The sequence below is a fragment of the Kitasatospora sp. NPDC001225 genome, assembly GCF_053597855.1.
The window spans coordinates 1-13364 of record NZ_JBSFJC010000052.1; the positions used below are offsets into that span (position 1 = coordinate 1).

The 13364-nt window shown below is 75.0% G+C and carries 9 protein-coding genes; 2 read left to right on the forward strand and 7 right to left on the reverse strand.

Annotation, left to right across the window (positions count from 1 at the left end; genetic code table 11):
- Positions 1–241: 241 nt before the first annotated feature.
- Positions 242–1915, forward strand: a complete 1674-nt coding sequence (locus tag ACWDCZ_RS19395; protein ID WP_449816491.1) for a DUF885 domain-containing protein — start codon at positions 242–244, stop codon at positions 1913–1915.
- A gap of 22 nt (positions 1916–1937) precedes the next feature.
- Here the strand turns inward: ACWDCZ_RS19395 and ACWDCZ_RS19400 are convergent, their stop codons facing one another.
- The 3 genes from ACWDCZ_RS19400 to ftsH form a co-directional block, all read right to left on the reverse strand.
- Positions 1938–2708 carry an SDR family NAD(P)-dependent oxidoreductase gene (locus ACWDCZ_RS19400; RefSeq protein ID WP_380738500.1) on the reverse strand — a complete coding sequence of 257 codons (771 nt, stop codon included), beginning with the start codon at positions 2706–2708 and terminating at the stop codon, positions 1938–1940.
- 184 nt (positions 2709–2892) lie between these two features.
- Complete coding sequence (gene nadE, locus ACWDCZ_RS19405; RefSeq protein WP_049651600.1) at positions 2893–3732, reverse strand: ammonia-dependent NAD(+) synthetase; 840 nt, start codon at positions 3730–3732, stop codon at positions 2893–2895.
- A 66-nt stretch (positions 3733–3798) separates the two neighbouring features.
- A complete protein-coding gene (ftsH, locus tag ACWDCZ_RS19410) occupies positions 3799–5916 on the reverse strand; it encodes an ATP-dependent zinc metalloprotease FtsH (RefSeq protein WP_449816492.1) in 2118 nt (705 codons plus the stop codon).
- Positions 5917–6341: 425 nt separating this feature from the next.
- On the opposite strand from ftsH, the gene ACWDCZ_RS19415 reads away from it, so the two are divergent.
- Positions 6342–6935: a DUF1707 SHOCT-like domain-containing protein gene (locus ACWDCZ_RS19415; protein ID WP_449816493.1), complete on the forward strand. Its 594-nt coding sequence runs from the start codon at positions 6342–6344 to the stop codon at positions 6933–6935.
- 102 nt (positions 6936–7037) lie between these two features.
- Here the strand turns inward: ACWDCZ_RS19415 and ACWDCZ_RS19420 are convergent, their stop codons facing one another.
- The 4 genes from ACWDCZ_RS19420 to ACWDCZ_RS19435 form a co-directional block, all read right to left on the reverse strand.
- Positions 7038–7763, reverse strand: coding sequence for a mycothiol-dependent nitroreductase Rv2466c family protein (locus tag ACWDCZ_RS19420; RefSeq protein ID WP_449816494.1), 726 nt, complete (start codon positions 7761–7763; stop codon positions 7038–7040).
- A 154-nt stretch (positions 7764–7917) separates the two neighbouring features.
- Positions 7918–9525, reverse strand: coding sequence for an alpha/beta hydrolase (locus ACWDCZ_RS19425; RefSeq protein ID WP_449811674.1), 1608 nt, complete (start codon positions 9523–9525; stop codon positions 7918–7920).
- Between the two features lie 616 nt (positions 9526–10141).
- Positions 10142–10867: a DUF6461 domain-containing protein gene (locus ACWDCZ_RS19430; RefSeq protein WP_449816495.1), complete on the reverse strand. Its 726-nt coding sequence runs from the start codon at positions 10865–10867 to the stop codon at positions 10142–10144.
- A gap of 227 nt (positions 10868–11094) precedes the next feature.
- Entirely contained in the window at positions 11095–12330 is a 1236-nt protein-coding gene (locus ACWDCZ_RS19435) for a glycosyltransferase (RefSeq protein WP_449816496.1), read from the reverse strand.
- Between the last annotated feature and the right edge of the window lie 1034 nt (positions 12331–13364).

A 13364-nucleotide genomic window follows, 5' to 3' on the forward strand; every position in this document is an offset into this window, starting at 1 on the left:
GTGCCGGCGTCCGTTCCGACGGACGCCGGCACCGTCGTGTGCGCGGGTCCGTACGCGGGTCCGCGGGTGGGTCCGTACGCGGCTTCGCAGGTGGGTCCGTGCGTGGCGAGCGCCAGCGGGAGGGGACGGAACCCCCGTCCCACCAGCGCGTATTGACCGGGCCGCCGATCGCTCCGAATAATCGGCGGGACCGGGCACGGCGGTACGCCGCGCCGCGGTACACCGCATCGGGGGAGCGACCGTGATCGAACAGCCTCAGCACACCGGACTCGCCGCACTCGCGGAGGAGTTCTTCGACGCCGAGAACACCCACAACCCGTTCGACGCGACCCTCAGCGGGGTCGAGGGCTACGCCCACCTGGTGCCCGACCCGTCCCGCGTGGCCGCGCACCGCCACCGCGAGGCCCTGCTGGGCTTCACCGCCCGGCTGGCCGCGGTCCCGCTGGACTCGCTGGCCGGCGAGGACCGGATCACCCACCGGGTGCTCGCCCGGCTGCTCGCCAACGGCATCGGCCAGATCACCCACGGGCTGGCCGAGTTCAGCGTCTCGGCGACCATCGTCGCCCCGCAGAACGAGGCCTTCACCGCGCTCGCCATGACCTCGATCGACCAGGAGGGCGCCGACGCCTACCTGGAACGCCTCGCCGCGCTGCCCGACTACTTCGACGCCGTCCTGCGCCGCACCCTGGACGCCGCCGCCGAGGGCCGCCACCCGCTGCGCAGCGGGGTCGACGCCGCCGTCGCCCAGCTGGAGGCCCACCTGGCGACCGCCCCGGCCGAGGACAAGCTGCTGCGGCCGCTGGCCGGCCGCCCGGAGTCCGAGCGCGCCCTGGCGATCGTGCGCGACGCCGTCCGCCCCGCGGTGGCCCGCTTCCTGGCCGGGCTGGCCCAGCGGCTGGCACCGGGCGCCCGGCCGGACGACAAGCCCGGGGTCTGCCACGTGCCGGGCGGCGCCGAGGGCTACGCGGACGCCGTCGCCCGCTTCACCCGGCCCGGGCTCACCCCGGAGGAGGTGCACCGGATCGGTCTGGAGGCCGTCGCGGCGCTGCGCGAGGAGTTCGCCGAGCTGGGCGGCAAGGTGCTGGGCATCACCGACCCGGCCGCCGTGCTGACCGCGCTGCGCGAGGACCGCTCGCTGCGCTTCGGCAGCGCGGCCGAGATCGTCGCCCTGGCGGACGGCGCCCTGGACCGGGCCCGCCGCGCCGCCCCGGACTGGTTCCGCCCGTACCCGATCGCCGACTGCGTGACCAGGGAGATCGACCCGATCGAGGCGGAGACCGCGCCGCTGGCCTACTACCAGCCGCCGGGCCCGGGCGGACTGCCCGGCACCCACTGGATCAACACGCTGCGCCCGGAGACCCGGTTCAGCTACGAGTACGAGGCGATCGCCTTCCACGAGAGCGTTCCCGGCCACCACCTCCAGCTCGCCGTCGCGCAGACCCTGCACCACCTGCCGCGGTTCCGGCGGAACCCGAGCGGCCAGCTGACCGCCCACGTCGAGGGCTGGGGCCTGTACACCGAGCGGCTCGCGGACGAGATGGGGCTGTACGGCTCGGAGCTGTCCCGGTTCGGGATGCTCTCGCTGGACGCGATGCGGGCGGTCCGGCTGGTGGTGGACACCGGGATGCACCACTACGGCTGGTCCCGGGAGCGGGCGAAGGCCTACATGCGGGCCAACACCGCGACCCCCGAGGCCAACGTCCGCAACGAGATCGACCGCTACATCGCCTGGCCGGGCCAGGCCACCGCCTACCTGATCGGCCGCCGGGAGATCGTGCGGCACCGCGAGCGGGCCGAGGCGGCGCTCGGCGCCCGGTTCGACGTCCGGGAGTTCCACCACCGGCTGATCGGGCACGGCAGCCTGCCGCTGGGGGTGCTGGAGGAGCTGGTGACGGACTGGATCGCGGAGCAGTAGGCCGCAGGCCCTCCGGCCGGGCTCAACGGCCCAGCACCGCACCGCCGTTGAGCCCGATCACCTGACCGGTCAGGTACCCGGCGGCCGGCGAGGCCAGGTAGGCGACCGCCTCGGCCACGTCGGCCGGGGTGCCCGCCCGGCCGACCAGGGTGTCGGCCACCTTCCGCGCGTGGAACTCCTCGCTCCAGCCCGCCCCGAAGATCTCGGTGGACTCGACGTACCCGGGCGCGAGCACGTTCACCGTGATCCCGTCCGGCCCCAACTGCCGCGCCAGGCCGAAGGCCCAGCCGTGCAGCGCGGCCTTGGCCGCGGCGTACGAGCCCGCCGAGTGCGGGCCCGCGCCGCCGCGCTGGGCCGCGGCCGAACTGATCACCACCAGCCGGCCGCCGGGCCGCCGCAGCGCGTCCTGGAGCGCGGTGGTCAGCAGCACGGCGGTGAGCAGATTGCCGTCCAGGTCCCGCCGCCAGGCGGCGGCCAGCGCGGCCAGACCGTCATCGGCGGGCGGGGTGACGATCGCGCCCGCGTTGTTCACCAGCACGTCCACCGGCCCGAGCCCGGCGATCCGGGCCGCCGCCGCCTCGACCGCCGCCGGGTCGGTCAGATCGGCCGCCACCGGCACGACGCGCCCCGGTCCGGCGGTCCGCTCGATCTCCTCCCGGGCCTGCTCCAGCACCGCCGCCCGGCGGCCGAGGACCACCACCCGGTGCCCGTCCCGGACCAGCCGCGCCGCGATCGCCCGGCCGATCCCGGTCCCGCCGCCGGACACCACCGCGAGCCGCTCCACCGTCGTCACTCCGCCCCCCTCGGGCTTCGGCCCGTACGCGCCGGGCACTGCTCGGCAGACCCCCGGTCACCTGGCGGTACCGGGGGCCTGGTCGTCCACGTCATGATCAAACCGCCGAGTGCCTTCGCCCCCGGCCCCGGCCCCGGCGGACCGCTCCGGAGCCCGGCGCCGGCGGCGCGCTCGTCCGGACCGGTCAGACCACCGGCGGGACGACCGGCAGGTTGCGCTTGTGCTCGGTGCGGCGGTAGTGGCCGAGGACGGTGCGGAAGACCTCCTCGCTGACCGGCATGCCCTCCAGGAAGTCGTCCAGGGCGTCGTAGCTGACACCGAGGGCGTCCTCGTCGGGGCGGCCGGGGGCGAGGTCCTCCAGGTCGGCGGTCGGGACCTTCTTGACCAGCTCGGCGGGCGCGCCCAGCGCCTCGGCGACCGCCCGCACCTGGCGCTTGGTGAGGCCGGACAGCGGCATCACGTCGGCCGCGCCGTCCCCGAACTTGGTGAAGAAGCCGACCGCGGCCTCGGCCGCGTGGTCGGTGCCGACGACCAGCCCGCCCTTGGCGCCCGCCGCCGCGTACTGGACCACCATCCGCTGGCGGGCCTTGACGTTGCCGCCGACGAAGTCCTCGTGGCCGTGGTCGCCGTAGGTCAGGCCGGCCGCCTTCAGGGCGGCGAGCGCGCCGTCGGTGGCGGGCTTGACGTCGACGGTCAGCACCTCGTCGGCGCGGATGAAGCCGAGCGCGAGCTGGGCGTCCGCCTCGTCCGCCTGGACGCCGTACGGCAGCCGCATGGCGGTGAAGGTCACCTGGTGCCCCTCGGCCCGCAGCCGCTCGACGGCGAGCTGGCACAGGCGCCCGGCGGTGGTGGAGTCGACGCCGCCGCTGATGCCGAGCACCAGGCTGCGCGCGCCGGTGGCCCGCACCTGGCCGACCAGGAACTCCACCCGCCGCTCGGCCTCCTTCGCGGGGTCCGGCACGGGGACGACCCCGAGGGCACGGGCGATCTCCCGCTGGACGTCGGCGGGCAGGGGCTCGGTCATTCCGACTCCTCGGGACGGTGGGTACGTGACGCGATCACGAGGATACGACCACCCACGACGCGGCCGTCACGGGCGGGGGGCCTCCCCCGGTTCCGCCTGCGCGTCCGTGTCCGCCGGTGCCGCCTGCGCACCCGCCTCCGCCGGTGCCCCCGACCCGTCCGCGTCCGCTCCTTCGGGCCCGTCCGGCTTCCGCAGCGAGACCGGCCGCTCCGGCCCCGGCGCCGGGTGCGACAGGATGTCGAGCACCACCCGGCCGTCCACCGTCTCCTGGGCGACCAGCAGCGCCGCCAGCTCGTCCAGGTGGTGCCGGTGGTCGGTGAGCAGGGCGACGGCCCGCCGCTCGGCGCCGCGCAGCAGGCGGGCCACCGCCTCGTCCACGGCGCGCTGGGTCTGCTCGGAGTACGGGCGGCGCAGCAGGTCCTCGGGGTTGTCGCCGAGGTAGTGCGGGGTGCCGCTGGAGTAGCCGACCGGGCCGAGTTCCGGGGAGAGGCCGAACTCGCGGACCATCCGGGTGGCGACCGAGGTGGCGTTGGCGAGGTCGTTCGCGGCGCCGGTGGAGCCCTCGCCGAAGACCACCAGCTCCGCCGCCCGGCCGCCGAGCTGGACGGTGATCAGGTCGACCAGGTAGGCCTCGCTGTACAAGTGCCGTTCGGCCTCGGGCAGCTGCTCGGTGGCACCGAGGGCGACGCCGGCCGGGAGGATCGTCACCTTGGCGACCGGGTCGGCGTGCTCGCACAGCGCGGCGACCAGCGCGTGTCCGGACTCGTGCACGGCGACGGCGTGCCGCTCGTCGGGCAGCAGCGCGTTGGAGGACTCCCGGCGGCCGAGCAGCACCCGGTCGCGGGCGGTGTCGAGGTCGTCGGCGGTGAGGGTGGCCCGGTCGGCGCGCACGGCGTTGATGGCGGCCTCGTTGACCAGGTTGGCGAGGTCGGCGCCGGAGAAGCCGGGGGTGCCGCGGGCGAGCCGCCCGAGGTCGACGTCCGGGGCCAGGGTCTTGCCGCGGGCGTGCACGGCGAGGATGGCGGCCCGCTCGGCCTGGTTGGGCAGCGGGACGGTGACCTGCCGGTCGAAGCGGCCGGGGCGCAGCAGGGCCGGGTCGAGGGCGTCCGGGCGGTTGGTGGCGGCGATGACGACGATGCCGGTGCTCTGGTCGAAGCCGTCCATCTCGGCGAGCAGCTGGTTCAGGGTCTGCTCGCGCTCGTCGTTGCCGCCGAGCCGGGTGCCGCCCGCCCGGCGGCCGCCGACGGCGTCGATCTCGTCGATGAAGATGATCGACGGCGCGCGCTTGCGGGCCTCGTCGAAGAGGTCGCGGACCCGGGAGGCGCCGACGCCGACGAACATTTCCACGAAGCCGGAGCCGGTCACCGAGAGGAAGGGCACCGAGGCCTCGCCGGCGACCGCCCGGGCGAGCAGGGTCTTGCCGGTGCCGGGCGGCCCGACCATGATCACCCCGCGCGGCCCCTTGGCCCCGGCGGCGGCGTACCGCTCCGGGCTGCGCAGGAAGTCGACCACCTCGCTGACCTCCTGCTTCACCCCCTCGTACCCCGCCACGTCGGCGAACCCGGTGTCCGGCCGCTCCGCCTCGATGATCTTGGCCCGGGACCGTCCGATGGCGCTCAGACCGCCGCCCAGCGAACGGGCGGCCATCCGGCCGGACCAGAGGAAGAGCCCGCCGAAGATCAGCAGCGGCAGGAACAGCAGCAGGGAGGACCAGATCGAGCCGCCGCCGCTGCTCCGGCTGCCGGTGACGGTCACGTGGTGGTCGGATAGCGCGCTGCTGAGCTGGGAGGTGTCCAGGGCGGTCGGGATCTGGCTGCTGAAGCGGGTGCCGTCCTTGAGCGTGCCGCTCACCGCGCCGGTGTCGCTGACGTCCACGGTCTGCACCTGGCCGGCGTCGACCCGGTTCACGAAGTCGGTGTAGCCGTAGCGGGTGCCGGGCTTGCCGGGGTTGGAGAAGAGCACCAGCAGGAGCAGCGTCACCAGTACGGCGACGGGCAGCAGCCAGCGGCGCCACGAGGGCGGCGGGGGCTTGGCCGGGCCGCCGGGGCCGGGGCGCTGGTTCCGGCCCGGGCCCGGGCCCTGGCCCCGTGGTTGGCCCCAGCCCTGCCTCGGGCCGGGGTCGGGGCCGGAGCCCGGCGGGGTCGTGGGGTGACGGGCGACGCGCAGCCGGATTCGTGCGATCATCCACGCTCACCGCCTCTCGGGGGGCCGGACAGCCTCCGCCCCTCCATGGTCGGACTCTCCGCGCCCGGACGGGAGCCTGAAGGGGGTGGCAGCGGTCCACTCGGGGGAGAACGACCCGCTCGGCGCCACGTGCCCGCAGCGCCGGATCGGGCTCGGGAGGCGGGAACGGGCGTCGGGCACGGCGTCGGACTCGGGAGGCGGACTCGGGCAGGCCGAAGGCCGGTCCGGTACGTGGGGTCGCGCCGTCGCGAACGGTTTGCGGAGGCCTACCGGGCGCTTCCACCGCACCCGGCGAAGCCCGTCGTCCGGCCGCTCCTTCGGCTGCCCCTCCGGGCGCTCCTCCGGGCGCGCTCAAGGGTCCTCGGGCCGTACGGAGTTGGCGATCGAGCCGCCCGCCAGGACGATTCGCGACCTAGAGTAGCCGCATGGTCAACGAGGAACTGCCAGCGCCGCACAAGACGCCCGAGGCCGCCGTGGAACCCCGGGCCGGGGACAGCGACCGGGAGGCGGTGGCCGAGCAGTTGCGGGTCGCCGCCGGCGACGGCCGCATCGACCTCGGGGAACTGGAGGAGCGGCTCGACCGCACCTACGCCGCGCGGACGTACGGCGAACTCGACATCCTGGTGGCCGACCTCGGCGGCCGGCCGGAGGCCCGGGAGGCGTCCGCGGCGGAGGAGGTCCTCACGCTCCGGCCCCGGATGAACAACATGGTGCAGAGCGGCCGCTGGTCCGTGCCCCGTCGGATCGTCGCGGAAACCAAGATCTCGCTGCTCACGGTCGACTTCACCGAGGCCGTGTGCCCCCACCGGGAGATCACGGTCGAGGCCTCGACCGGCATGGGCCACATCCGGCTGGTCGTCCCGCGCGGCTGGGGCGTACGGATCGACCCGTCGAGCACCAACACCGGAAACATCGTCAACAAGGCGGCCGAGCAGGCGGAGCCGGGCGCCCCGGTGCTGACCGTGATCGGCCACCCCCGGTCGGGGCCGATCAGGATCAAGCAGCGCCGCCGGGGCTGACGGGCCGCAGTCCGGGCCCGCGGCAGTCCTCCGTGCGGGCACGCCCGATGCGGGCTCGGCGAGGGCTCAGTGCGGGCTCGGCGCGGCCTCCGCCGGGGCGGGTCAGGAGAAGTCGAGCGCGTCCGTCCGGGTCCGCTTGAGCTCGAAGAACTTCGGGTACCCGGCCAGCAGCCGCACACCGTCGAAGACCCGTACGGCGTCCTCGCCGCGCGGGATGGCGCTCAGCACCGGGCCGAAGAAGGCGACGCCGTCCACGTGGATGGTCGGCGTCCCGACCTCCTCGCCGACCGGGTCCATGCCCTCGTGGTGGCTCTTGCGCAGGGCCTCGTCGTACTCCGTGCTGTTCGCCGCCTCGGCCAGCTCCTCCGGCAGGCCCGCCGCCGCCAACGCCTCCCGGATGACGGCGTCGTCGGCGGCCCGGTCCTGGTCGTGCAGCCGGGTGCCGAGCTCGGTGTACAGCTCGCGCAGCACCTGCGGGCCGTGCTGCTCGGCGGCGGCGATGCAGACCCGCACGGGGCCCCAGCCGGTGGTCATCAGGCGCTGGTAGCGCTCGGGCAGGTCGGTGCGGCCCTCGTTGAGGACGGACAGGCTCATCACCCGGAAGTTCAGGTCGAGTTCGCGCTGCTTCTCGACTTCCAGGATCCACCGGGAGGTTATCCAGGCGAAGGGGCAGACGGGGTCGAAGTAGAAGTCGACCTTGACGGTGTCGTTCCTGACGGTGTCGTCGCCGGCCCGGTGGCCGTTGCCGGGGTACCGGTCGGGAAGCCGGGCGGCGAGCTGGTCGAGGTGGTGCTGGGCGGGCGCGGTGTTCGTCACGTCGTTGGTCACGCTGAGAAGACTAGTGACAGAGTGGCCCACTCTCCAGGGCCAATCGATGGCCGTTCCAGTGGGCCACTTTCACTCCCGGCCGTCCGTCCCTGCACGCCCTGCGCGCCCGGCACGGCCCGCACGCCCTGCACGCCCCGCACGCCCCGCCGACCGCTCAGCCGCAGGTCGTCCCGTCCGCCGGCACCGTCCCGTCCAGCAGGTAGGCGTCCACGGTCTGCTTCAGGCACGGGTTGCCGGTGTTGTAGCCGCCGTGCCCCTCGCCCTGCAGCGTGACGGTGACGCCGACGCCCGCGCCGAGCTGCTGCGCCATCGTACGGGCGCCCTCCACCGGGGTGGCCGGATCGCCGGTGGTGCCGACCACCAGGATCGGGGCGGCCCCCGGCGCGGACACCTCCGGGTGGGCGGCCTTGCCGGGGACGGGCCAACCGGTGCAGGCGGTCAGTCCCCAGGCGGTGTAGGACCCGAACACCGGGGAGGCGGCCTGGAACTGCGGCAGCTGCTGCTGCACGTCCTGGTCCGAGTAGCGCTGCCGGGCGTCCACGCAACTGATCGCCCGGTTCGCGGCGTTCAGGTTGCTGTAGTGCCCCTGCGCGTCGCGCCCGTTCAGCGCGTCGGAGAGCTGGAGCAGCGTGTCGCCGGTCCCCTGGTCCATCGCCTGGGTGAGCCCGGCGGCCAGCACGGGCCAGGTCTCCTGGCTGTACAGGGCGCCCGCGATGCCGGTGATCGCCAGGCTCTCGGTGAGCTGCCGCCCCTGGGTGGTCGGCAGCGGCGACTGCGCCAGCTTCTGCACCAGGGCGGTGACCTTCGCGGTGCCCTCGTCGCCGCCCGCGCCGGTCGGGCAGGCGGCCCCGACCTGGGCGGCGCAGGCCTTCATGAAGTCGTCGAGGGCGAGTTGGAAGCCCTGGGCCTGGCCGAGCGCGGCCTGCTGCGGGTCCTTGGTGGGGTCGACCACCGAGTCCAGCACCATCCGGCCGACCTGCTGCGGGAACAAGTGCGCGTAGACGCCGCCGAGCTGGGTGCCGTAGCTGATGCCGAAGTAGGAGAGCTTCGGGTCGCCCAGCACCTGCCGCATCAGGTCCATGTCGCGCGCGGCGCTCTCGGTGTCCACGTACGGCAGCACCGCGCCGGAGTTGTGCTCGCAGGCGGCGACGAAGCGGGCGTTGCCGTCGTCCAGGGCCTTCACCGCGTCGGGGGTGTCGGGGGTGCTGTCGGCGGCGGTGGCGGCGTCCATCGCCCGGTCGTCCAGGCACGTCACCCCGTCGCTGGCGCCGACCCCGCGCGGGTCGAAACTCACCAGGTCGTAGCGGGAGTTGAGGGAGGAGTAGGTCGCGGCCAGGGCCGGCAGGGTGGCCACGCCGGAGGCACCGGGGCCGCCGAAGTTGAACAGCAGCGAGCCGATCCGGTGCTGCTCGTCCTTGGCCCGGCTGCGGATCAGCGCGAGACCGATCGTCGTGCCGTCCGGTTTGCCGTGGTCCAGCGGGGTCTTGAGGGTGGCGCACTGCCAGTCGGCGGCGGGCGCGGTGCCGTCGCCCTGGGCGCCGGTGGGGGCGGGGCAGGCGTGCCAGTCCAGCTGTTGGGCGGCCAGTCCGGTGGCGGCCGCGGTGGCGGTGCCGGTCGCTGCCGCCGTCCCGGTGGTCGGGGAGGTCGGGGAGGTCGGCGCGGGCTCGGCGGCGGAGGAGCCGTCGCCCTGGCAGCCGATGGCCGCGGTGAGCAGCAGGACGGTCAGGCCGAGCGCTCCGGCGCCGCGGACGACGGTGTGCATGGGGCGGGTCCACCTCTCGGTCGGCCGGGCACCCCGGCGCGCGGTCTCGGGCCTGCCGGACACCCCGGCGCACGGCGGGAGGGCTCACGGCGGGACGGCCTACGCCTGGCGGGCCTGCGTGCGCGCGGCACTCGGTTCGCCGACGCACCACAGACCCTAGGGGCCGGGGACCGCCGATGCCCTGCGGAGACCCCCGGACGGGGGGCGTGCGCCGAACCGACTGCCACCGGCCGAACGGGTGCCGGGCCGGTGGGCCGACGGGCTCCGGCTGACGGGCCGACGGGCTCGGACTGACGGGCTCGGCCCGGCTGCGGGGCCTCTCCGCGGCGGCGGGGCACGTCGCTCTCCGCCCCCGGGCCCTGTCGCCGCCCTGTCTCGACCCTGCCGATCGGCAGGGTCGAGACAGGAACGGCGCAGCAGGAACCTCCCGATCGGCACATGTGCGACGGACCGGCGGCACGCAAGGATGACGGCCATCGGAGCCCCGCCGATGGGGCCCGGGAAGGAGCCTCCCGTGACCGCCCTGACTCTGTCGTCCCTGTCCCCGCTGTTCCCGTTCCTGCCCTTCCTCTTCCGCTTCCTCTTCCTCTTCCTGCTGTTTCGCCGGCGCACCGCCTCAGTACAACGCCATGCCCGGGGTTCCCCGCACCGCGTACGCCGGCAGGCGCAGCCCACCGAAGGCGTCCCGGGGCAGGCTCAGTCCGAAGCGCCGCTCGACGGCGCCGAGGGTGCGGCGGCGGGCGGCCCCGTCGGGCTCCCGACCGGGGTCGCAGGAGGTCACGCCGTCGGCCTCCAGGACTCCGGCGGCGACGAGGTCCGGCACCAGCAGGTCCGGCTCCTGGCCCCAGCGCCAGCGCTCCTCGCCGAGGCCGAAGCCGCACAGCACGGCACCGTCCCGGGCGTAGTCCAGCAGGGCCGGCCGCCGCTCCGGCATCGGGCGGAAGTGCACCACCTCGGCTCCATCGCGCGCTATCTCGGTGAGCAGCTCACCGCCGGTGGAGTCGCCGTACTCGATCGCGAACGACCAGCCGGCGCACGCGCCGACCCGGATCACGCCGTCGCCGTCGTCGCCGGGGCGGTAGACGTCGATGTCCAGGTCCCGGATCTCGGTGTCACTGATCGGCTCGGTCGCGGTGGCCGGGTCGGCACCCATCCGGTGGGCGAGCTCCGCGGGCGTGATCCCCCGGGCGAAGACGACGCCGCCGACCTCACCGTCCGTGCCGGGCCCACCCATTGACGACCGGCTGGCGCCCGGTCGGCCGGTACTCGGCCGACCGATCTCCAGGAGCCACTGGATACCGTCGCCGTCCTGCCCCACTCCCCCGTGCGTGCCGTCGGTCATGCCGCCCTCCCCTCGCGCGCGGCCTGCGGTGACCGGGCGCGCCCGTGGGCACCCTAACCGACCCGGCCGACACCCGGCCGCCGGTCGCCGGATCGCCGCCCGAACCAGCCGCGCCCGGATCGCCAACCACCCCTGATCAATCGGAAGGAGACCGATCCGAAGCCGAACTCACCTGGCACCCTTCGCCGTTCACCCGGAAGAGGCGGCACACGCCCCGCCCCCGCCACTCACCGGGACGCGGCCGGTACCTTCTTGCCCACCGCCTCGAACAGCAGCTTCGCGGCCACCGTCGCCCCGTCGGTGCGGATACCGCCGGCCACTGCCTCCGCCCGTACCCGGGTCTCGGACGCCAGGGCCGTGGCGAGCGCGGCGGAGAGCGAGTCGACGGTCGGCGTGCGGTCGAGATGGGCCGCGCCGATGCCCAACTCGGCCACCCGGCCGGCCCAGTACGGCTGGTCGGCGATCCGGGGCACGACCACCTGGGGCGCGCCCGCCATGGCCGCGGTCGTCGTGGTGCCCGCACCACCGTGGTGGACGACGGCGGCCACCCGGCGGAACAGGGCCTGCTGGTTCACCTCGCCGACGACGTGGCAGTCCTCGTGCTCGTCGACCGCGGCGAGCCCGGCCCAGCCGTGGGCCAGGAGCACCCGGCGTCCGTGCGCGCGGCCCGCTTCGACGGCCACCCTCGCGATGTCCTCCGGGGCGTGCGCGGCCATGCTGCCGAAGCCGACGTACACGGGCGGTTCACCGGCGGCCAGGAACGCCTCCAGGTCGGCCGGGAGCGGCCGGTCGTCGGGCAGGATCCACGCGCCGGTCTGCACCACGTCGAGTTCCGTCCTGCCCTCCGACGGGCACAGCGTCGGGTCCGCCGCCAGCCACGGCCGTCCGGTGAGGACGTGGTCGCGGACGTTCTCCACCGGCGGCAGGCCGATCGCCGCCCGGTGGCTGTTGAGCGCGTCCCCGTACAGCGCGTTCACCCGCTGGGCGTCCTGCTCCCAGAGCTTCCGGTAGTCGGTCTCGTCGTCCGGGGACGGCGTGCCCGGCCGCCGGCCGGGCCGGGAGTGCCGCGAGGGCAGTCCGAGGATGTGGAAGCAGGCCAACACGTAGGGCAGGCCGAGCTTCTCGGCGACGTCCCGCGCACCGGCCGGCATCAGGCCGGTCGCCAGCACCACGTCACAGCCCTCGGCCGCGGCGGTCAGCGTCTCGAACCGCACGGCGACCAGCTCACGGGCGAGCCGGAACGCGTCCTCCGCCGTCGGCGGCTTCGGGCCGGCCACCACCGACCGCACCGACGGACCGAACGGCACCAGCGGCACCCCCGCCCGCCCCAGCACCGCCGCGAACTCCTCGTCCGGCGGCGCGCACACCCGCACCTCCACACCGAACCCCCGCAGCACCACCGCCAGCCCCGCCAGCGGCTCGACATCCCCGCGCGACCCCCAGGTCGTCATCAACACGCGCATTTCACGACTCCCGTTTCCGCAGGTCATGGCCTTACGGCCGGGATTCTGCGCCATGCCGGGGGCCTTGCCGCAAGCCCGGGGGCACGGTATAGCTTGAAAGTGGCAAGGGGATTCACTCTCCTCGCCTTTTTCTTTGGCCGCCCGGTCCCACCCACTCCCCCGAACCGGCCACACCGGAGCAATCCCCACCCGAAACCCGCCGCCTACCACGCGCCGCTCACTCCGAACCACCACCACCGAGCAGCCCGCTGCGAGCCACCGCCCCCTACCGCGTGGCCGCATACCCCCCGTGGTGTCAACTCCGGAACACCCACCGCAGTCACCGTCACGAAGCGCCCACTCCGGGCCCCCGCCATCGGCCGCTTCCCCAGACCTCACACGCCCGGGCCGTCCGCACAGGGGCCACCCGCCCGGTCAGCCCATCCCAACACGCCTGTTCCAGACGGCCCCATACTCGACCCGCCCACCCAGGACCCCGCCCCCGGGACCCCGGAACTCACCCCAGCCACACACACCCAGCTCTTCCCCACCGGCGTGCCGAGGCGCCCACAGCAGACCTCCTGACCAGGGCAGCCCACCCCAACACGCCTGTCCTGGACGAGCCTGCGTTCCTGGCGGCTCCTCAGCCGGGCCGCCCAGCCCCGGGCCCCGTCCCGGAGACGCCGGACCCCCGGCCGGTCGGTCGTCGCGCAAAACGGCGGCCCCGCGTACGACCCGCCGCCGCCACCGTGCCCACCGGCAGCACCAGGTCCACCCCGCCCGGCCCAGCCACAGAACCACCCACGCCCCAGCGCAGACCTCACTCGCCGCCAGCGACGAACCGACTGTCCGACCCACGACCAACCGCTCGGCCCCAGGGCCAGCCACCACGGTCAGGTCACCCACCAACCCGGCCAGCCTGGCCACCGAGCCGGCGGAAACACCACCGCACCCCCACTCCCACCCGCCCGGCGGCGGGACAGCCGATCCATGGCCAGCAGCCCCGACTGGCGTCACCCCCGCCAACGACGCATCGGCACCGCATCCAGGACCGC

What these genes read in the sequence shown, in the direction of transcription:
- nadE (WP_049651600.1), bottom strand. Translation starts at nt 3,732, where the DNA reads ATGACCGAGCCCCTGCCCGCCGACGTCCAGCGGGAGATCGCCCGTGCC.
- ftsH (WP_449816492.1), bottom strand. Translation starts at nt 5,916, where the DNA reads ATGATCGCACGAATCCGGCTGCGCGTCGCCCGTCACCCCACGACCCCG.
- ACWDCZ_RS19415 (WP_449816493.1), top strand. Translation starts at nt 6,342, where the DNA reads ATGGTCAACGAGGAACTGCCAGCGCCGCACAAGACGCCCGAGGCCGCC.
- ACWDCZ_RS19425 (WP_449811674.1), bottom strand. Translation starts at nt 9,525, where the DNA reads ATGCACACCGTCGTCCGCGGCGCCGGAGCGCTCGGCCTGACCGTCCTG.
- ACWDCZ_RS19430 (WP_449816495.1), bottom strand. Translation starts at nt 10,867, where the DNA reads ATGACCGACGGCACGCACGGGGGAGTGGGGCAGGACGGCGACGGTATC.
- ACWDCZ_RS19435 (WP_449816496.1), bottom strand. Translation starts at nt 12,330, where the DNA reads ATGCGCGTGTTGATGACGACCTGGGGGTCGCGCGGGGATGTCGAGCCG.